This window comes from Halobacillus sp. AWM4_238 (genome assembly GCF_056158265.1).
Map to the genome: position 1 here is coordinate 2,503,309 of NZ_JBSWSY010000002.1, position 21,007 is coordinate 2,524,315.

Annotated in this window: 22 protein-coding genes; all 22 read right to left on the reverse strand. The window is 45.3% G+C overall.

What is annotated here, in order from left to right; all coding sequences use genetic code 11:
* Positions 1-63 precede the first annotated feature (63 nt).
* The 22 genes from atpD to prfA all read right to left on the reverse strand — a co-directional run bounded on the left by atpD (position 64) and on the right by prfA (position 20,893).
* Positions 64-1,473 carry a F0F1 ATP synthase subunit beta gene (gene atpD / locus ACXACN_RS12640; protein WP_474964880.1) on the reverse strand — a complete coding sequence of 470 codons (1,410 nt, stop codon included), beginning with the start codon at positions 1,471-1,473 and terminating at the stop codon, positions 64-66.
* Positions 1,474-1,513: 40 nt separating this feature from the next.
* A complete protein-coding gene (locus tag ACXACN_RS12645) occupies positions 1,514-2,377 on the reverse strand; it encodes a F0F1 ATP synthase subunit gamma (protein ID WP_474964882.1) in 864 nt (287 codons plus the stop codon).
* Positions 2,378-2,410: 33 nt separating this feature from the next.
* Positions 2,411-3,919 (reverse strand): F0F1 ATP synthase subunit alpha, encoded by a 1,509-nt coding sequence (gene atpA, locus ACXACN_RS12650; protein WP_474964883.1) that lies wholly within the window; start codon positions 3,917-3,919, stop codon positions 2,411-2,413.
* A gap of 15 nt (positions 3,920-3,934) precedes the next feature.
* Positions 3,935-4,483 carry a F0F1 ATP synthase subunit delta gene (locus ACXACN_RS12655; protein ID WP_474964884.1) on the reverse strand — a complete coding sequence of 183 codons (549 nt, stop codon included), beginning with the start codon at positions 4,481-4,483 and terminating at the stop codon, positions 3,935-3,937.
* Positions 4,480-5,001, reverse strand: a complete 522-nt coding sequence (gene atpF, locus ACXACN_RS12660; RefSeq protein ID WP_474964885.1) for a F0F1 ATP synthase subunit B — start codon at positions 4,999-5,001, stop codon at positions 4,480-4,482. The genes ACXACN_RS12655 and atpF overlap by 4 nt, the downstream gene beginning before the upstream one ends.
* Before the next feature lie 232 nt (positions 5,002-5,233).
* Positions 5,234-5,446: a F0F1 ATP synthase subunit C gene (gene atpE, locus ACXACN_RS12665; RefSeq protein WP_014644824.1), complete on the reverse strand. Its 213-nt coding sequence runs from the start codon at positions 5,444-5,446 to the stop codon at positions 5,234-5,236.
* Between the two features lie 50 nt (positions 5,447-5,496).
* Entirely contained in the window at positions 5,497-6,219 is a 723-nt protein-coding gene (gene atpB / locus ACXACN_RS12670; RefSeq protein ID WP_474964887.1) for a F0F1 ATP synthase subunit A, read from the reverse strand.
* Positions 6,220-6,243: 24 nt separating this feature from the next.
* A complete protein-coding gene (locus ACXACN_RS12675) occupies positions 6,244-6,594 on the reverse strand; it encodes an ATP synthase subunit I (protein WP_474964888.1) in 351 nt (116 codons plus the stop codon).
* Between the two features lie 22 nt (positions 6,595-6,616).
* Positions 6,617-6,835: an AtpZ/AtpI family protein gene (locus ACXACN_RS12680; RefSeq protein WP_474964889.1), complete on the reverse strand. Its 219-nt coding sequence runs from the start codon at positions 6,833-6,835 to the stop codon at positions 6,617-6,619.
* 293 nt (positions 6,836-7,128) lie between these two features.
* Positions 7,129-9,291 carry a S8 family serine peptidase gene (locus tag ACXACN_RS12685; RefSeq protein ID WP_474964891.1) on the reverse strand — a complete coding sequence of 721 codons (2,163 nt, stop codon included), beginning with the start codon at positions 9,289-9,291 and terminating at the stop codon, positions 7,129-7,131.
* Positions 9,292-9,634: 343 nt separating this feature from the next.
* Entirely contained in the window at positions 9,635-10,783 is a 1,149-nt protein-coding gene (wecB, locus tag ACXACN_RS12690; protein WP_474964892.1) for a non-hydrolyzing UDP-N-acetylglucosamine 2-epimerase, read from the reverse strand.
* Between the two features lie 30 nt (positions 10,784-10,813).
* On the reverse strand, positions 10,814-11,446 hold the full coding sequence (upp, locus tag ACXACN_RS12695; RefSeq protein WP_474964893.1) for a uracil phosphoribosyltransferase: 633 nt from the start codon (positions 11,444-11,446) through the stop codon (positions 10,814-10,816).
* A gap of 689 nt (positions 11,447-12,135) precedes the next feature.
* Entirely contained in the window at positions 12,136-13,392 is a 1,257-nt protein-coding gene (locus ACXACN_RS12700; protein WP_474964895.1) for a serine hydroxymethyltransferase, read from the reverse strand.
* Positions 13,393-13,415: 23 nt separating this feature from the next.
* Positions 13,416-13,979, reverse strand: a complete 564-nt coding sequence (locus ACXACN_RS12705) for a TIGR01440 family protein (protein WP_474966872.1) — start codon at positions 13,977-13,979, stop codon at positions 13,416-13,418.
* A 156-nt stretch (positions 13,980-14,135) separates the two neighbouring features.
* Positions 14,136-14,576, reverse strand: coding sequence for a ribose 5-phosphate isomerase B (gene rpiB / locus ACXACN_RS12710; RefSeq protein WP_474964896.1), 441 nt, complete (start codon positions 14,574-14,576; stop codon positions 14,136-14,138).
* A gap of 780 nt (positions 14,577-15,356) precedes the next feature.
* Positions 15,357-15,965 (reverse strand): low molecular weight protein arginine phosphatase, encoded by a 609-nt coding sequence (locus ACXACN_RS12715; RefSeq protein ID WP_474964898.1) that lies wholly within the window; start codon positions 15,963-15,965, stop codon positions 15,357-15,359.
* Positions 15,966-16,037: 72 nt separating this feature from the next.
* The gene (locus ACXACN_RS12720; RefSeq protein WP_474966873.1) at positions 16,038-16,565 is read right to left on the reverse strand and encodes a manganese efflux pump MntP; all 528 of its coding nucleotides are present in this window, start codon (positions 16,563-16,565) and stop codon (positions 16,038-16,040) included.
* Between the two features lie 69 nt (positions 16,566-16,634).
* Positions 16,635-17,675, reverse strand: a complete 1,041-nt coding sequence (locus ACXACN_RS12725) for an L-threonylcarbamoyladenylate synthase (protein ID WP_474964900.1) — start codon at positions 17,673-17,675, stop codon at positions 16,635-16,637.
* A gap of 223 nt (positions 17,676-17,898) precedes the next feature.
* On the reverse strand, positions 17,899-18,210 hold the full coding sequence (locus ACXACN_RS12730) for a hypothetical protein (protein WP_474964901.1): 312 nt from the start codon (positions 18,208-18,210) through the stop codon (positions 17,899-17,901).
* Positions 18,211-18,264: 54 nt separating this feature from the next.
* Positions 18,265-18,873: a stage II sporulation protein R gene (spoIIR, locus tag ACXACN_RS12735; RefSeq protein WP_474964903.1), complete on the reverse strand. Its 609-nt coding sequence runs from the start codon at positions 18,871-18,873 to the stop codon at positions 18,265-18,267.
* Between the two features lie 72 nt (positions 18,874-18,945).
* Positions 18,946-19,821 carry a peptide chain release factor N(5)-glutamine methyltransferase gene (prmC, locus tag ACXACN_RS12740; protein WP_474966874.1) on the reverse strand — a complete coding sequence of 292 codons (876 nt, stop codon included), beginning with the start codon at positions 19,819-19,821 and terminating at the stop codon, positions 18,946-18,948.
* A gap of 1 nt (position 19,822) precedes the next feature.
* Positions 19,823-20,893 carry a peptide chain release factor 1 gene (gene prfA / locus ACXACN_RS12745; protein ID WP_474964904.1) on the reverse strand — a complete coding sequence of 357 codons (1,071 nt, stop codon included), beginning with the start codon at positions 20,891-20,893 and terminating at the stop codon, positions 19,823-19,825.
* Positions 20,894-21,007: the final 114 nt, after the last annotated feature.

Genomic DNA, 21,007 nt, shown 5'->3' on the forward strand with positions numbered 1-21,007 from the left:
TCCTTGGCTGATCATGAAGCGGAAGAGGAACTTTTTTCAAGCCCCTCTATCCACCAGACCTGTTTATTGCATTTGTTTTGATTTTTCAACGACTTCTTCGATTCGTCCTACTAGACGGAACGCATCTTCAGGAAGATCATCGTACTTGCCGTCAAGGATTTCCTTGAAGCCTTTAACCGTTTCTGAAACAGGCACATAAGAACCAGGCTGGCCAGTGAACTGTTCAGCAACGTGGAAGTTCTGAGAAAGGAAGAATTGTACACGACGTGCACGGGAAACCGTCTGTTTATCCTCATCAGAAAGTTCATCCATACCTAGAATCGCAATGATATCCTGAAGCTCTTTATAACGCTGAAGCGTACGCTGAACTTCACGGGCAACTTCATAGTGCTCGTCGCCTACGATTTCAGGGTCCAGAGCGCGAGACGTGGAAGCAAGTGGGTCCACGGCAGGGTAAATCCCTTGTTCAGACAGCTTACGCTCAAGGTTTGTTGTTGCATCCAAGTGGGCGAAGGTTGTCGCAGGCGCTGGGTCCGTGTAGTCATCGGCAGGGACATAGATCGCCTGGATGGATGTTACGGAACCTTTGTCTGTAGACGTGATTCGCTCCTGAAGCTGACCCATTTCTGTAGCAAGCGTCGGCTGGTAACCAACGGCTGATGGCATACGACCAAGCAGGGCAGAAACTTCAAGACCACCTTGGGTGAAACGGAAAATGTTATCGATAAAGAATAGAACATCTTGTCCCTCTTCATCACGGAAGTATTCGGCCATCGTTAGTCCAGATAGGGCCACACGCATACGTGCTCCAGGTGGCTCGTTCATCTGTCCGAATACCATGGCAGTCTTCTTGATAACTCCTGAGTCGGTCATTTCATAGTAAAGGTCATTTCCTTCACGTGTACGCTCACCAACACCAGCGAATACGGAAATACCGCCGTGCTCTTGTGCGATGTTGTTGATCAATTCCTGGATCAGTACGGTTTTACCTACACCGGCACCACCGAACAAACCGATTTTACCACCTTTGACATAAGGGGCTAGAAGGTCTACAACTTTGATTCCTGTTTCAAGGATCTCTGTTTCTGTAGCCAGGTTTTCAAATTTAGGAGCTTCGCGGTGAATTGGGTCACGACGTACATCACCAATTGGCTCATCCAGGTCAATCGTGTTTCCTTCTACGTTAAATACGCGTCCAAGAGTTACTTCCCCTACAGGTACAGAAATCGGGTTACCTGTATCCGTAACTGTAGTACCACGCATGACACCATCCGTAGATGACATGGCAACGGTACGGACAGTATTGTCACCCAGGTGAAGGGCAACTTCCAATGTAAGGTCGACGCTCTTTTCGTTTTCGTTTTTCGCTTCGTAACTTACGTGCAATGCGTTATTAAGATCAGGGAGATGTCCATCATCGAACGTTACGTCAACAACGGGTCCCATGATTTGGGTCACGCGTCCATTACTCATCGATTTCCCTCCTAACTTACTGTTCAAAATCCGAGAGATCCTATTCTAGGGCAGCTGCACCGCCGACGATTTCGGTGATCTCCTGGGTAATAGCAGCTTGACGGGCACGGTTGTAAGAAAGAGTAAGATCTCCGATCAAATCATCAGCATTATCTGTTGCACTCTTCATTGCCGTCATACGTGCTGCATGCTCACTGGCCTTACTATCGAGTAAAGCACCATAAATCAAGCTCTCAGCGTATTGAGGAAGCAAGACTTCCAAAATCTCTTCTTGGTTCGGCTCATACTCATACGAACTTTGACTCGCTTTGCCCTCTTTATTTATGTCTGTCAGTGGAAGAATCTTCTTCTCTGTCACTTCTTGAGTGATTGCACTGACATAATGGTTGTAATAGATATAAAGCTGATCTATTCTTTCATCTGTGTACAGCTGTACGGTATCAGAAGCAATATCTTTGATATCAGTGAAATCTGGTTGATCAGATACTCCTGTGATATCCATATCCACTGGCATGTTCCGCTTACGGAAAAAGTCACGCCCGATACGTCCGATCGTAATCAAGGTATATTCTTCCGCTGACGTATGCTTGCTTTTGATTTGCTGGTACACCTTACGTAGAACACTACTGTTGAATGCTCCTGCGAGTCCACGGTCAGAAGTGATGACGAGGTACCCTGTCTTTTTGACATCACGGGCCTCAAGCATCGGGTGACTTGCATCTCCGCCACCTTGGGCGATGCTTGCCACGACTTCCTGGATTTTCTCACTATACGGAACAAACTTTTTCGCATTCTGCTCGGCACGGTTAAGCTTGGAGGCAGATACCATCTCCATCGCTTTCGTGATTTGCTTCGTCTTTTTTGTTGACGTAATCCGACCTTTAATATCTCTAAGGGATGCCACGCTGTTTCACCACCCTTTCTAGCTATGATTCATTTATTCAGAAACGACAAACGTTTTCTTGAATTCTTTCACAGCACCACTCATGTCTTCATCTTCTGCAAGCTTGCCTGTCTCACGGATTTGAGCAAGAAGCTCTTTACGGTTGTTGTCCAACCAGTTATGGAATTCAGATTCGAAGCGAGTGATATCTCCGACTGGAATTTCATCTAAGAATCCTTTTGTCAGTGCATAAATGATCATGACTTGTTTTTCAACGGCTAGTGGTTGGTGAAGACCTTGTTTCAAGACTTCAACCGTACGAGCACCACGGTTCAATTTCGCCTGAGTGGATTTATCCAAATCAGAACCGAACTGGGCGAATGCTTCCAATTCACGATAGGAAGCCAAGTCAAGTCGTAGCGTACCGGCAACCTTCTTCATCGCTTTGATTTGTGCGGAACCACCAACACGAGATACGGAAAGACCCGCGTTGATCGCTGGACGTACACCTGAGAAGAATAAGTCTGACTGCAAGAATATCTGACCATCGGTAATGGAAATTACGTTTGTCGGAATATATGCAGAGATATCTCCTGCTTGTGTTTCTACGAAAGGAAGAGCAGTCAATGAACCGCCGCCTTTAGCATCACTAAGCTTCGCCGCACGCTCTAGCAAACGAGAGTGTAGGTAGAAAACGTCTCCTGGGAAGGCTTCACGGCCTGGAGGACGACGTAGGAGTAGGGAAAGTTCACGGTAGGCAGCCGCCTGTTTTGAAAGGTCATCATAAACGACCAAGACGTGCTTGCCGTTGTACATGAAGTCTTCACCCATGGATACACCCGCATATGGTGCAAGGTATAGTAGTGGAGCAGGCTGAGAAGCACTTGCCGTTACTACGATCGTGTAGTCAAGCGCACCGTGGCGACGTAGAGTTTCTACTGTCCCACGAACGGTTGATTCTTTTTGACCGATCGCTACATAAATACAAACCATGTCCTGATCATGCTGGTTAATAATGGCATCGATCGCGACAGATGTTTTACCTGTCTGACGGTCACCGATGATCAATTCACGTTGCCCACGTCCGATTGGTACAAGCGCATCGATGGCTTTGATACCTGTTTGAAGTGGCTCATCAACGGATTTACGATCCATAACCCCTGGGGCAGGAGATTCGATTGGGCGTGTTTTTGTCGTTTCAATCGGTCCACGTCCATCGACGGGTTGTCCGAGTGGGTTTACGACACGACCAAGCATTTCTTCCCCGACAGGTACTTGCATGATTCGTCCGGTACGACGTACTTCGTCGCCCTCTTTAATATCTGTATATGGTCCTAGAATGACAAGACCAACGTTACTTTCTTCCAAGTTTTGTGCCAGTCCCATGACACCATTAGAGAATTCAACGAGCTCACCAGCCATGACATTATCAAGACCATGAGCACGGGCAATACCGTCACCAACTTCGATTACGGTTCCCACATCATTGACTTCTATATCTGATTCATAGTTTTCAATTTGCTGCTTAATCAGCGCACTGATTTCTTCAGCTTTGATGCTCATGCCATTTCACCCCTATCATCTATTGTTCGCAGAAACTAACTTACGCTCTATGCGGCGAAGTTTTCCACTGACAGAACCATCAAATATGCGATTACCGACTCTCAGACGAAGGCCGCCTAGAATGGAAGGGTCTACGATATTCGTGAGGTTCAAGGATTGTTTACCTACTTTCGGTGCAAATGTTTCTGAAATGCGTTGTTTCTCAGCTTCAGAAAGTTCCCTTACAGAATAAACATCCGCATCTGCAATACCTTTCGCATCGTTCATCATTTCGATATAAAAACCGATCATATCAACAATGATTTCTTCACGGTGCCTTTCCACCAAAAGCTTTAGAGTGTTGACGATTTCAGTAGAAAAAGACTGAAAAGATTCGCCTACAAACTTTTTCTTCTGTTCCATGGAGAAACGTGGGTGGTTCAGGAATGAGATGATTTCCTTATTGCCGCGAAAAACATCACGTAATGTGACCAATTCGGATTCAAACTCTTCTAGTTTCGACTTCTCTTTTCCAAGTTGAAAAAGTGCGTCTGCATAGCGTTTGGCAATGATAGATTGACTCATCGCTCTTCGCCTGCCTCATCGATATATTGGTTGATCAGCGCCTCTTGATCTTTTTGTGAAAGTTCTTTCTCAATCACTTTCGAAGCAATCATGACAGACATACTTGCCACTTGATCTTTAAGGGCCTGGACAGCCTTTTCTTTCTCCTGCTCAATTTCTTGGCGAGCAGATTCCTTGATGCGTTCAGCTTCCGTGCGTGCTGACTCAAGAATATCTCTTTCTTGCTGGCCTGCTGTTTTACGAGCATCCTCTATGATATTCTGTGCATCCTGACGTGTCGCTTTCAACTCTTCCGAAGCTTCACGCTGCATGCGCTGTGCCTCTTCACGACTTTTTTCGGCCGTGTCGATTTCATTTGCTACGTAATCTTCACGTTCTTTCATCATGTTCATCAATGGTCCCCATGCGAACTTACCTAAAAGAGCAAGTAGACCAAGGAAGAAAACAAGTTGAATGATCATGTCACCTATGTTAAGTCCTCCAGCTCCGAGGACCAGACTCTCTGTGAATCCTTGCACAGTTTTCACTCCTCTCCACACCATCTCGTAACAGGTTTACACTTCATTAATGCCAAAGCCCTACCGTGTTGCTAGGGCTAGACAAGCGAAAAACCCGGCTTCCGCTGTTTCATACAGCTTCCGTCGAAGTTTTCTTACCGTGACTTTTGGGTATAAAGTTTTCGTAAGGTATAAAGGAAAGGCGAAGATCGATGGAGTTGAACTTCGCCATAAGCGTATATGCTCGTCCTAATTATTGTCCCATTACGATAAATGCAATAACAACGCCGATGATAGGAATCGCCTCTACTAGGGCAACACCGATGAACATTGTTGTTTGAAGTGCACTGCGCAATTCTGGTTGACGCGCAATCCCTTCTACCGTACGACTAACAATCAAACCGTTACCAATACCAGCACCTAGTGCCGCTAAACCTACTGCAATTGCAGCTGCTAAAAGACCCATAATGAAAATCCTCCTCAATATTTTTAAAAAAATTATTATAAAGCTTTATATTAATGGTCTTCGCTCACCTTGTGAGACAAGTAAACCATCGTTAACATAACGAAAATAAACGCCTGGATGAAACCAATGAAAGTACTAAAGCCCATCCATGCAATCATCGGAACGGTCGCTCCGATAAACCCACCTACGCCAGTCGCTGCAAGTCCAACGAGCAAGCTCAATAGGATTTCACCTGCATAAATGTTCCCGTAAAGACGCAGACCAAGAGTCAACGTGTTCGAGAACTCCTCAATAATCTTGAATGGTAGCAAGAACGGCAATGGACGTACAAATCCTTTTGCATATTCGCTACCTCCCCGCAGTTTCACTCCATAATAATGGGACAATACGACGACTAGTGTCGCGAGTGTCAAAGTGATCCCCGGATCAGCTGTCGGTGACTTCCACCATAGTGTGTGTCCAACCACACCATTCGTGACAACCCCGAGCATGTTCGCTACGAATATGTAGGCGAATAATGTCAGTCCCAGCGGTAAAAAGAGCCTACCTGTTCTCCAATCCATGTTGGAACCGATAATTCCTTTGATGAAATCGATCAGCCATTCCATGAAATTTTGAAAACCTGTCGGATATCGCTGCATGTTTCTTGTCGCCGCTACGCCGAGGATGAATACGATTAATGACGCGACAAACATCATCAAAACGTTTGATAAGTTGAAATCCAACCAAGAGATTCCAAACGCATCCTCCCACATCGGTGCTTCGTGATTCAAACTGTTCACCTACCTTCCATCATGCTAAACTGTTGATTTATTGAACAGATAATCTATTAAAATGACAATATAGGCTGCCATTAAGCCCAAAACTACTGCAATCAAATGGAAATATTCTTCAAACTGAAGGGCAATGACTACGGCTAGTGCGCCGGAAGCCAATCGCGTAAACGTACCTATTCCTCTAACGGAGCGGTTATCTGCGGAAGCTTCGCCAAGCTTGCGAATCTTTCTTTGCATGAGCCAGAGGTTGTAGAAGCTCAATGCACTTCCTAACAGAAGTCCGAGGAAAATCGGTTGCCAAGGGGTGATGCCCCAACCAAGTACAAATAAAGCCAGAAGGTAGAACATCCATTTTCGCTGACGGGTCATCATTTGTTGATATCCTTGCTGCATGTCAATCGTCTCCCGTGTACGTCCGTACTAAATGAATGGTCCCATATGTACCTGCCCCTAACCCGAGGAGTAATCCTATGATTAAGAAAATGGGTTCTGTGGAAAAGTGATGATCGATCCATTTCCCGAGGAAAACGCCGGCTAAAGGGCCGCCTGCGAGTTGGGATGTGATCATGCTGGTTAAAGCCATCGCTTTGAAGGGTGGTCCGGTCTGTTTCATCCGCTCTTCCTCCACATTTTTCTAGTGGCTGAAAACCTTGTATGTCACCTATGAAAACCTTATCATTCCACACTATGTAAGAATACAATAGGGGTGGTATGATGTCAATGAGTTTGTGAGTAAAAGTACAAATGAAAGACAAAATTCGATCACATTTTCGTCACATTTACGACGAATTTACACATGCTTCAAAAATATGGGACACAATACAAAAATTATCTTTTCTAATCATTGGTCCTCCCGCATTATTCTTCCACCATATAGAAAACGCTGCGCTTCAGAGCGCAACGTTTTCACCTAGTTCTTTCTATATAAATAGGAAACGAGTAGACGGACTCTTTTTTATCCGTTCCAACCGTAACGACAGCGAGATAGGTACCATCCAGGTTCATTTGATCTATATCGACTTCTCCTTCGATCAACCCAGCTTGCAGATCTTTGACATCTAATAGAGTACCCGCTGTTAACATTGTTCCTACGCGGTATAGATCCACTCTCAATGCTTCTACACCTTCCGCTAAGTGAAAGCGGTAATCGGCCACTCGATCGTTCTGCCAGGACGTCTCTACTTCAAAACCTGAAACGATCTCATAACTCGACGTCTCTTTCACATATACATAAGGGATTGTGTACTCCTTCTCTCCCTCTTCTACTTTAAGGAAACCTTCATGAACACCGTCATCTACAAAAGCCGCAGACACACGAAGTTCAACAGACAGTTCCTGTGTTTGCCCAGGGTCGATCTCTACCGACATGGGCACCGTCCAAGAAACTCCACTTTCCATGGGCGGTTTTTCAATGGAAAGGGTCACAGATTCGTCTTTTAAATTCTTAATCGTCAGTGGCATTTGCTTTCGATAGAGCCGGTCTTCTATCTTACCGAAAGATAGCGAGCTTTGTTCTATGAGCAGTTCAGGGTCCAAAGCTTCATTCACATCTACAAAGCCAGCTCCTTGCTCTGTTGGAGGAAAAGGCTGTTTGCCCGTTAGAATCAGATCCGCCGTACTTGTTAGTGCCTGTTTGATTTCTGCTGGACTCCAATGCGGATGCGCCTCTTTCATCAACGCTGCCATCCCAGCTACATGAGGAGCAGCCATGCTCGTCCCTTGCAGGGATTGGTATCCGCCTGGAACGGTACTGTATATATCCACTCCAGGTGCAAGTATGTCCGGTTTAATTTCCCAATTCGTTGTAACAGGGCCTCTCGAGCTGAAGGGAGCAACCTGATCGCCCAAAGAAACATTCAACGTTTCGACCCATTGATTTTGTTGGATCACCTTTTCCTTCAACCATTTTCCTGCTTCGTTTGATAGAGAAGCTACAGGAATAGGGAGTTCCACCCCATCTAATCCTCCGCGGAAGTTTCCATCTTCATTGTTGTAAATGAGAACAGCTACCGCTCCTTTTTGGTAGGCTTTTAAAGCTTTATGACTGAAGGGAATACTTCCTCGTTCAAACAAAACAATATCCCCACGTACATCGCCAAACTCTTCTTCCCCAGTCCCGGCATAGGTGACTGGATATTTTTTTGATAACTCCCAAGGAGCCGACCCGGACATCGTTTGAATCAACACTCTCTCCTTTTCACCCGGAACTATGAGAACAGGGGCCTTCATAGATAAAGCTGAAGCCCCTACTGTGATGGCATCAGAAGAAGTAGCCGGCGATCCAATCGTCCAACCATTCGGACCTGAATTACCTGCAGCGACAACAACAACGGTACCTAACTCTACCGCTTTATTGACGGCGTGGGTCGTGGGCCAGTCCGGACCGTTTACATCGTTTCCCAGGGAAAGGTTGATCACATCCATTCCATCTTTAACCGCTTCTTCTATCGCTGCAATCACTTGGACAGATGATCCCACCCCTCCAGGCCCTAACGCCCGGTAGGCATAGAGATCAGCATCTGATGCAATCCCCACCATTTCTCCATTCGCTCCTACAACACCGGCGACATGGGTGCCATGAATCGTCGCCCCCTCCTCCTCCTCGGTTTCCATAGGATCGTCATCAAAATCAACCGTGTCATAACCGCCTTTGTAATTCTTTTTCAAATCCGGGTGGTTGTAGTCGATCCCCGTATCGATAATACCGACCTTCACACCTTTCCCTGTTTGTGAATGGCGCATCTGCTTTCGAATGGACGCAGTAGAAAAAGATGCACCTTCCTCCACCTCTAGTGCTTCATAGGTGTGGATGGGATACTGATTCTTTACAGCTTCCATCCGCGCCACTTTTTCCAGCTCTTCTGCCGTCCCTCTAATGGCTACTCCGTAAAAAATGGTGTCGTAACTCGTCACCACTTCAAGTCTCGGGAGTCTTCTTTCTACTTCTCTTAAGAAACTCTCGGGCGATTCCTTTAATTCGACAATGATAGTCACTTCATCGTTCGGGTCAGGAGCACTGAATCCGGTCAAAAGAAAGAGGCATGTAAAAAAGAGAATCCCATATCGCATAAACTTGTGCTCCTTTTTTCATAGCATTTGTTATTGCTACACGTTTATGCGAAAGCTCCAGCTTATCTTTCAGTCATTTTTACGTCGATCTTCAAGAGTAGTTGGCACTGAGGGATGCGGTTTTCATCGTTCAAGTGGGCATTGCCAGGATGTTATCAGTGGGTTTCAGGTATTTATCGGTGGGTTTCGTTTTTTATCAGGGACTTTTGAGCTTTTATCAGTGGCTTTCGTACTTTTATAGGTGAGTTTTTGTTATTTATCAGTAAGCAGTCATATTCTTCCCTGATTAGAGGATAAACCAAAAAGGACGAGGTCATAGTGACCTCGTCCTTTTGCATAAAGCTTATTCAATTTCAAATGGTGCAGGCTTGTCATCGCGATGTTTGAAGAAGTAACGAATCGCTTCTGCGATACGTGCAGATGCTTGTCCATCACCATATGGATTGGAGGCTTTGGCCATCGCTTCATGTTTCTTGTCGTCTGATAACAATTCATGAGCAAGATGGAAGATATGATCCTCCTCCGTTCCTGCGAGCTTCAACGTACCAGCTTCAATTCCCTCTGGACGCTCTGTCGTGTCACGAAGGACCAGGACCGGGACACCCAAGGAAGGAGCTTCTTCTTGTACGCCGCCTGAATCAGTCAAGATCAAGTGAGCTCTCGATGCGAAATTGTGGAAATCGATAACATCAAGGGGTTCAATCAGCTTGATTCGCTCGTCATTTCCTAAAATTTCATCTGCTGTCTCTTTGACTACCGGATTTAGGTGAACGGGATAGACGACTTGGATGTCGTCATGTTCTTGTACAAGGCGCTTGATTGCACGAAACATCTGCTTCATATTGTTCCCGAGGTTTTCACGGCGGTGTGCCGTCATAAGGACTAGGCGTTTATCTCCTACTTCCTTGAGCACCTCAGATGCATAATCTTCCGCAACCGTTGTTTGCAAAGCATCGATGGCTGTATTGCCGGTTACAAAGATATGGTCCTCTGACTTATTTTCAGCCAAAAGATTATCTCTAGATTTATTCGTCGGTGCAAAATGAAGGTCAGCCATGACACCTGTCAATTGGCGATTCATTTCCTCTGGGAAGGGAGAGTACTTGTCCCATGTACGTAATCCTGCTTCCACATGACCTACTGGAATCTGGTTGTAATAGGCAGCCAGGGAAGCGGCAAATGTAGTCGTTGTATCTCCATGAACAAGGACGACATCAGGATTCGTTTCTCTCATCACTTCGTCTAAGCCTTCCAAAGCACGAGTGGTTACCTGAGCAAGGGACTGCCGTGCTTTCATGATATCGAGGTCAAAATCAGGTTCGATATCAAATATATTTAATACTTGGTCCAGCATCTCTCTGTGCTGAGCGGTTACGGCAACGATCGGTTCAAACTGCTCTGTACGTTTTTTAAGTTCAAGAACAAGCGGTGCCATTTTTATAGCTTCCGGTCTTGTCCCGAAAATCGTCATTACTTTGATACGTTCTGTCATGAGTGCTCCTCCTTTAATGAGGAAGTGGTTTTATTTCGTTCCGTACAAACGGTCTCCTGCATCTCCTAAACCTGGTACGATGTATCCTTTTTCGTTCAACTTCTCATCAAGAGCGGCAAGGTAAATGTCCACATCAGGGTGTTCTTCCTGTACAGCTTCAACACCTTCCGGGGCAGCTACTAGACACATCAAACGAATTTGTCGTGCTCCACGTTTCTTCAAGGAGTGGATTGCTTCATTGGCTGATCCGCCTGTCGCAAGCATCGGATCGATGACAATCAGTTCACGTTCTTCGATATCACTTGGAAGCTTCACATAATATTCGACGGGCTGCAATGTTTCTGGATCGCGGTAGAGTCCAACGTGTCCGATCTTCGCAGCAGGAATCAATTGGATGATTCCATCTACCATCCCAAGCCCAGCTCTTAGAATAGGAACAAGGCCGATTTTCTTCCCTGTCAGTACTTTTGCCTTTGCATCCTGTACGACTGGTGTTTCGATAGACACTTCTTCTAGCGGAAGATCTCTGGTGATTTCAAAGGCCATCAATGCCGCTACCTCATCTACTAATTCACGGAAGTCTTTCGTCCCTGTCTCCTTTTTACGTATGTACGTCAACTTATGTTGAATCAATGGGTGATCCAGTACATAAACGTTTGCCATTGCCATTCACTCCTTCTGAAAATTTACATCCTTTAAATTGTACAGAAAAAGAACCCCATCCGCAACCTATGATTAGATTACGAATTGTTACAGATTTGCTTCATTTGTGGAACTGCGTTTCGAGACTTTTGTTGAGTTGATAGGGGCTGCGGGGAATAGCTCGCTTTCCGCGGGAGCGCGGTGAGCCTCCTCGGACTGCGTCCTGTGGGGTCTCACCCTGCACTTTTTTCCCGCAGGAGTCTCGCCATTCCCCTCCGCCCCTTTATCATAAGAGTGTCTCGAAACCACTTCTCGGATAAGTTGCTTTGTACACAAGGAAAGAGGAGAGTATTTACTTCCACGCAGCTATTCTAAATATGAAAGCTTGATATAGAGCGCTTTATGGCTTCACCTCCGAGGAAGTGGAAGACACACCCTCGTGGTAAAGGGGTTTGTTTCTTACAACCTCTATGGGGTGGTTGGGAAGCTGCGAGACTCCCGTGGGAGAAAGGAGATCGGCGAGATCCCGCAGGGCTTTAGCCCGAGGAAGCTCGGCACTCCCCCACAGGAAAGCGAGTAGATTCCCAACCACCCCTGTCGCTCAACATGTTAAAGAACCCCTGTTACGTCGAAATCTTTCCTTAACTATCTTGCCAAATTCTTTAATAAGAGCCACTAGATCATTCTAGTGGCTCTTGGTGGTTCATTTATTAAATGGAAGAAAAGTTAAGTGTCTGATATAACGGGAAGCGGGAGGTTAATTCACGGACGCGTTTTTCCGCTTCTTTCATTTTAGATTCATCTTCGTGATGGTCTAAAGTGAATGCAATCAGGTCTGCAATCTCTTCCATTTCCGCTTCCTTGAAGCCACGGCTTGTAACAGCCGCAGTACCGATACGGATACCGCTTGTGACAAACGGGCTTTCAGGATCGAACGGGATGGCATTTTTGTTTGTCGTAATTCCAATTTCATCTAAAGCTTTTTCGACCACTTTGCCGGTTAAGCCTTTGCTGCGTAAGTCAAGTAAAAGTAAGTGGTTGTCTGTTCCTCCAGAAACTAGGTCTACCCCTTTTTCTACAAGGGATTCGCCGAGTTGCTTGGCATTGGCAATGATTTGTCGGGAATATGTTTTAAATTCTGGTTGCAACGCTTCCTTGAAGGACACGGCTTTAGCCGCGATGATGTGCATCAAAGGTCCACCTTGCATACCTGGGAATACCGTCTTATCAATCTTCTTAGCGAAAGATTCTTCACAAAGAATCATTCCGCCACGAGGACCACGCAATGTTTTGTGGGTCGTTGTCGTCACGAAATGAGCATGAGGTACTGGGTTTGGATGTAAACCTGTAGCTACCAGTCCTGCGATATGGGCCATGTCGACCATGAGGTAGGCTCCGACCTCATCAGCGATTTCACGGAATCTAGCAAAGTCGATTTCTCTCGGATAAGCACTGGCACCTGCTACGATCAATTTAGGTTGTACTTCTTTAGCCTTCTCTAGAACAGCCTCATAATCAATCGTTTCATTCTTTTCATCCACGCCGTACTCTTCGAAGTTGTATAACTTCCCGCTAAAGTTGACGGGGCTGCCATGGGTCAAGTGACCGCCGTGATTCAGATTCATACCAAGAACTGTATCTCCATGCTCAAGCACGGTGAAATAGACAGCCATGTTCGCTTGTGCACCTGAGTGTGGCTGCACATTTGCATGATCGGCACCAAACAGTTCTTTCGCGCGGTCGCGGGCCAAATTTTCAACCACGTCTACGTGTTCACAACCCCCGTAGTAACGACGGCCTGGATACCCTTCCGCATATTTATTCGTAAGCACAGAACCCATCGTTTCCATAACCGCTTCTGAAACGAAGTTTTCTGAAGCAATTAATTCAATATTATCCTGTTGGCGTTGTCTTTCATCCTGTACGGCTGCGAAAATTTCTGCATCTGCTGATTTTACATGATTCATGGTCTAGCTTCCCCTTTCCATTCCTAATGATCACAAGAACCTGCTTCTTCTTGACTTACATAAACCGCACGTGCCCCACCAATGAGAGGAGGTCGGGTTTTAGCTGCCGTAATGTGAGCATGGCCGATAGATTTCTGATCCATTCGAAGCGGCACGGCTACACGTTTCAAATGCATCCCGATGAGTGTATCACCGATATCAAGCCCGCCCTTGGCTTCTATCCCTTCCACAAGCACAGGATCTTTCATGTGCTTGTAAGCGAAGGAGGCCATCGATCCGCCCGCTGTCGGAACAGGAATAGCAGATACTTCTGTCAAACGCTGCTCTTCCATCACTGAACGGTCGACAACTAATGATCGATTCAAATGTTCACAGCACTGGAAAGCGAGGTGAACTCGGGAGCGCTCTGTAAGATTTTGCAGCTCACTATAAACCACTTCAGCAATGGCTTCACTTCCTGAAGTACCGATTTTCTCTCCTGCAATCTCACTTGTTGAACAACCGATGACAAAAGCACCTGGTTGAAGACTCCCTGATTCCATAAGCTGATCAACAACAGAGCGAACATCCGCTTGAATCTTTTTCAAATCCGTCACTCTTCTACCTCCTCTATGTGTCAGCACATATAGGAAAGGATTTTCCTATAAACGGCTTGTTCTACAAAAAAAGGAGAAGCGTCAGGCTCCTCCTTCAATTGTCAGCGTCAGCTAGTAAAAGCTTCAGCTTTTCTATATCCCATTGTATTACTTATTTTCATATTCGGCAATCTTACTTACACGTCTTTCGTGACGACCTGCTTCAAAGTCTGTAGACACCCATGTTCGCGCAATTTCACGAGCTAGACCTGGTCCGATGATGCGTTCGCCCATACACAAGACGTTCGAGTCATTATGTTCGCGGGTAACTTTAGCTGTGAAAAGGTCATGCACCAACGCAGCACGAACTCCCTTCACTTTGTTCGCGGAGATCGACATGCCGATACCTGTTCCACAGATGAGGATCGCTTTATCAAATTCTCCGGTTGCTACACGTTCTGCTGCAGGGATTGCGTAGTCTGGATAGTCGACGGAACCTTCACAGTCGCACCCGATGTCTTCGAATTTCACTTCTAATTCATTCAACACGTCTGCTACTTCTTTTCGTAAGTTTACTCCGCCATGGTCGGAGGCAAGGATCACTTTCATCTATAGACACTCCCGTCTTCTAATATCAATCTTATCGTGACAGTTTCCCTTCACCCTGTCAATGCTCTCCCTCCGACTCTTTCCAACTATCTATTTTTAAACTAATTGGCAGGTTTCTATAAGACTCGATTTCGAGATGGTTCGGGGTTCGTTGCTGAGTTGAGCGTCAGGGGTGGTTGGGAAGCCACTCGCTTTCCTGCGGGGATGGCGGCAAGCCTCCTCGAGCTAAAGCTCTGCGGGGTCTCGCCAGCCAATCCATTCCCGCGGGAGTCTCGCAGCTTCCCAACCACCCCATTCAATAATGTGAGAAACGAACCCACGCACACGCATGGAGGGTCTTCTAAAATCAATGATCCCTAACTTAAAGCGCTATATAGCAAGCTTAAAAATACAATTGGGTCAATACTTTAAGTTAAATCGACCAAATCCTATGACGCAGGAAAACTGCTTATTATTGAAGTGGTTTCGAGAAACTTATATAGCAAAGGGGCGGAGGGGAATGGCGAGACTCCTGCGGGAAAAAAGTGCAGGGTGAGACCCCACAGGACGCAGTCCGAGGAGGCTCACCGCGCTCCCGCGGAAAGCGAGTCATTCCCCGCAGCCCCCATCCACTCAACAAAAGTCTCGAAACGGAGTCTCCAAGAAAAGGGAGCTTTTCTGGGAGTGGGGAATGAAAAGAAGGATATAAAAAATCCCAGAGGATTCTCTGGGATTTTGATATGTATGAAGGATGTCATAAAAACATTGGGCGACGAGGGTATTATGTTTAAGGAAACCGGTTTATTCCTCGTCGCGAAGTTTAGCTATTAAACGTTCAATGTAATGGTTTAGCTCATCACGGGTATTCCTGTAGATGGCTACATTCCCACCGAAAGGATCTATGATATTCATATCAGGCAGTTCTTTCTCCCGCTCGTCGATCTCTTTTATTTCGTCCTCAAGTTCGTCGAACAACTTTTGTTCCAATTCCTGCTCATCCATCTTGCCTTTATATTCGTTCAAGATAGATAAACGTTTTTCTTCAAAGGACGCGTAAAGGTTCTTTAAATGTTTCCATTTGGCTTCATCCATGAGAACATATTCTTTAAGTGTGTAATATTTTTCCTGGTCGTCTGGGTATTGAAGTGCTAGGGTTTGTTTGTGTCGATCTGTCATGGTAAGCACAAGGTCTGCCCATTCAAGAAGATCTTGATCTATAGGCTTTGTTTGGTGGTTGAGGTCCAAATCGATCTCCTTAAGAACCAGTTCAGAATTCTTCGCTAAAGGCTCGCCTTTTCCTGCGAAGATTCCTGCGGATTGAACGTTTCCTTCTTCAAATTTCGATTTCAGCAATGCTTCTGCCATTGGACTTCGGCATGTGTTCCCAGTACAGACAAATAGTATATTCATAACCAATCTTCTCCTCATCGATAGTCCATTTACTATATAGTATCATAGGTACAGATCAGACGAAAAAACATGTTAAAAAATGGCATTCAATCCTAATGCACACAAGATGCTTCCTCCTAGAAGTTCACTGTACGTACCAAGTAAACCTCCTGCTCGACGGCCAATAATAAAGCCTGTCCATGTAAGAGCCATGCTAAATACACCGAAGGCAAGAACAGACATGACCATTTCCGCTTCCCTTAAACCTAAGCTGAAACCAACCGGGAAGCTGTCAATGCTTACACTTAATGCGAACAACCACAGCCCAATGCCGGTCATTCGGTAAGAGACGGAGTGCTTTTCAGTGAATGAAGCAAAGACCGCATAAGCACCTAAGCCGAATAACATGACCCCACCTGACAATTCGGCCCATTCAGCCGCGCTATCAGACAGCCATTTCCCAAGCCAAATACCTAATCCAGGCATAATCATATGAAAAACACCGATGACAATCCCAGTGAAAAAAGCGTGCCTTAACCTTACTGATTGCATCCCCATTCCCAAAGAAACGGAGAATGCGTCCAACCCTAAGGCGATTGATAACAAAATTAACGATGTCATGTGCTCCAACTGAGTGTTCCCCTCCCCGGACATGCTATATCATCGTATGCATGGGAGGAGAATCGTATGTCAGTAGGTCTGGATTCTTTTGACAGCGGCTTTATTCAGTCGGTTCATGATAGCCGCTCCTACACCTGTTTCGGAAAACGTTTCACATAAGATCAAGTCCACATCAGACTTTTTGAATTCCCTTAAGGCACCATAAAGTTTTTCTGCTACTTCATTAAGATGATTCCTTGAACCACATCGAATTATAGGAAGATGGTCAAGTTTTTGTGCTAATTCATCACTTGCAATGACCCCGACGCTGGTTCCATCTTCCTTTAGTTGTTGGAGTTGCTTCGAGAAGAAATCGTCATTGCCATCCACCAGCCAAAGCGGTGATTCCGGTGCATAATGCTTGTACTTCATTCCCGGTGATTTAGGCTTCTCTTTTTCATCAGCAAGAGCGGGATCCATCATGACTTGCGGAAGAACGGATTCTAAATCTTCTTTAGTTATCCCACCTGGCCTTAAAATGACAGGAATTTCAGTCGTGCAGTCAACAACAGTGGATTCCACCCCAACCCCTGTTGGTCCTCCGTCTAGGATGCCTGCAATTTTTCCATCCAAATCCTGATAGACGTGATCAGCCGTTGTCGGGCTTGGTCGTCCTGACCGATTTGCACTTGGTGCAGCTAATGGTTTTCCTGTTTTTTGAAGCAAGGCCAAAGCAAGTGGATGATCAGGCATTCGAATTCCAATTGTGGATAATCCCGCGGTCACATTTTCAGCCGCTGTTCCGTTGCTCTTGAGGACAAGAGTTAACGGGCCTGGCCAGAATTCGTTCATCAGTTTCCTTGCGACAGGGGAAATCTCTGAAACTAGCGGGCTCACTTGATCTTCGTTTGCCACATGAACAATCAAAGGGTTATCTGCTGGACGACCTTTGGCTTCGAAGATCCGCTGTACAGCTTCTGCGTCCGTTGCATCAGCACCTAACCCGTACACCGTTTCTGTCGGAAAAGCGACTACCTGCTTTTCTCTAAGAAGAGCTGAAGCTTCTTCGACTTGAGCGTCAAACTCCTTAGGATTCTTCCTTTGTTTCCACCATTTCGTATCCATACTCATCTTACGTACCCCTTTATTCCGTATCTACTGTCACTATCTATTATGATTAATTCTACAAAATATCGCAAATTTAGACATTATTCACAAGATGTCCTCAAGTTATACACATTTTTACCCACATATCCAAAGAATCCGTTAGTAAATATGAGACTGAAAATTTTATATTCACAAGTTATTAACAATCAATACCCTTTTTGTGAATAACTAAGCTACTTATGCACAATTAGTTGTGATTAACTTCATATACCCACAATCTTTTTTCGACATCCTTCTTCTTGAATTGTTGGTGCTGCAAAAGAAAATCCAAGGTGTCGGAATGGCTTTCCACATGCAATTCTCTCAATCCTGCTTTTTTTACATAGGACTGAATCAATTCAAACACTGCTAAAATTTTACCTGGAGAAATATGATCTTTCACTTGAAGCTGTTCTAGCTTACCTGCTCCCTTAGATAAATGAATCAGGCGGAACGATCCGATCGGCTGGTCGGCTTTTTTTAACTGATATAGCTCATCTTCTATTTGTTCAATATACATAATAGAATCCACACCCCTTTGTTCTACTCTATGAAAAGGGATGTGGATTGTATGCTAGGAAAAGATGCTTTCCCATATTTTTACGACAAAGAACTGTACTTCTTCTTCTACTTTTTCTTCTTTCTCTTCTTCCTCTACTTCTTCCGTCACTTCTTCTGCTTCTGCCACGCTTGTACCATTTGAGAAATCAAGGAAACATAGAGGCGGGAACAAGACACACCACCAATTATCGCCTTTCCCTTCTCCCAATGTGATAAGAATCGCTTCATATTCTCCTGCCGGGTAAATAAACGAGCCATACAACTTCGTTGGAAATTGAACCGTGGAATCGTAGTCGACGGTGAAATTCTGTTGGATCCCTTGCTTCTCCAAGGTCTGCCCTAAAATCTCTTCAAGCTCTGGCAAACGACTTTGAATCAAGTCTCGCGCGGCTTCGATGGAAGTCAATTCGGCTACCCATTCAGTAATTTCAGCATTGACCTCATCTCTCACCAAACGTTTAACATTCTGATCCTTCTTATCGTTACTATCCGCTAATATACGAAGACGGATGGCTTCATCCGGAATCACTTGAAATTCAGGTTGTGCGTTCGATTGTTGTCCCCATGGGAGGACTGCAACAATAATAGATAAAGATAACAATAAGAGCCAACTGTTTTTCATTCTCAATTCCTCCCTGTCCCTCTACTAGTCGCTAGTATGGTCAGGGAGGCTCTACTTTAAACCATCAATCTATCAATCTTCTATTTTATGTTTGGAAAAGACAAAAACCATACGATCTTTGCCGTTGATATCTTGACGAACTTCTGAAGTGAATTCAGGCAGCAGCTCATGGATGAGGGCACATACAGATTCGCTTTGCTGATGACCGATTTCAAAAGCGACGCAGTTTGGTTTTTGTTTCATGAGGGAAATTTGGGTGAGAATCGTTCGATAAGCGGCCAATCCTTCTTCCTCAGCAAATAGAGCCATGGACGGATCAAAATCCACCACGGTATCAACCATTCCCTGCTTCTCTGCATAAGCGATATAAGGTGGATTGGATACGATGATGTCAAAAGGCTCATCTAGCATAGAAGCTAAAAAGTTCCCTTGTTCAAATCGAACATCCACGTTATGAAGCTTTGCATTTTTATCAGCCATACGAAGCGCTCTTTCTGATACATCCACCGCAGTCACATCACTGCCATCGATTTCGGTCGCAAGCGTGATTGCAATGATCCCGCTCCCTGTTCCAAGGTCAACAATTTTAGGTGCTTTCAAGTTTTTCTCACGAACATAATCAACAACGCCAAGGACCAGCTCTTCTGTTTCAGGTCTCGGAATCAATACGTCTTCATTGACATTAAACTCCCTGCCATAAAAATGGCCGACTCCTGTCAGATGCTGGACAGGCACCCCTGTGTCCGCATGCTGCCGCACATCTTGGACGAACCTTTTTTCCACTTCAGCAGGTATTGGTTCATCATCAAAAGCAAGAAGTTGGGATGGTGTCCAATCCAAAAGGTGTTCCAGCAACAAATCAGCCACCCTCGGTTCTCGTTGATGTTGTTGTAAAAAAAGAGAAGCCCAGCGGCGGGCTTCCCGAATCGACGTAAAAGTAGGCTGCATACTATTCACCAATCTGCTCCATTTTTTTCGTTTGCTCTTCGATCATCAGGGCATCAATGATTTCATCCATGTTTCCCTGAAGAATCTGGTCAAGCTTCTGTAACGTCAAACCGATACGGTGATCCGTCACACGTGTTTGCGGGAAGTTATACGTACGGATACGCTCGGAGCGGTCTCCTGTACCTACAGCAGATTTACGGTTTTCATCGTATTCTGCCTGTGCTTCCTGTTGGAATTTATCATAAACACGAGCACGAAGAACTTTCATCGCCTTCTCTTTGTTCTTAATTTGTGATTTTTCATCCTGACAAGATACAACGGTTCCTGTAGGTTCGTGAGTCAGACGTACAGCGGACATGGTCGTGTTGACACTTTGTCCTCCTGGACCACTTGAAGCAAACGTATCGACTCGGATGTCTTTATCGTGCAACTCCACTTCGACTTCTTCCGCTTCAGGCATAACTACGACAGTCGCGGTAGAAGTATGAATACGTCCGCCTGATTCCGTTTCAGGTACACGCTGGACGCGGTGAGCGCCGTTCTCGAACTTCAGCTTGGAATAGGCCATGTTCCCTGACACCATAAAGATAATTTCTTTATATCCGCCGACATCACTTGCATTCGCTTCAATGACTTCTGTCTTCCAACCCTGCGCCTCTGCATAGCGTGCGTACATGCGGTAAAGGTCACCAGCAAATAGAGCGGCTTCGTCTCCACCCGCAGCTCCACGCACTTCCATGATAACGTTCTTATCATCGTTCGGGTCTTTCGGAAGCATGAGGACTTTCAAGCGCTCTTCAAGGTCCTGTTTGCGTGTGGAAAGTTCATGAATTTCTTCTTTGACCATTTCCACCATATCCGCATCCATTTTGTCGTCAAGCATCGCTTTAGCATCATCCAGTTGCTCTGTCACTTCTTTATATTCACGATAAGCAGTCACAGTCTCCTGCAATCCGGATTGTTCTTTGGAATACTCGCGCAGTTTATTCGTATCAGAAATAATTTCAGGATCACTAAGTAATTCATTCAATTTTTCATAACGATCTTCTAATGTTTGTAAACGTTCGATCAATGGTATGCACCTCTTTCTCCATAACATTCTAATTATATTATAGAGAGGTCATGGTTACAACCGCTCAACCTATTCCACAAAAAGATGATGACCAGGGATTGACTTCGCCGCTGC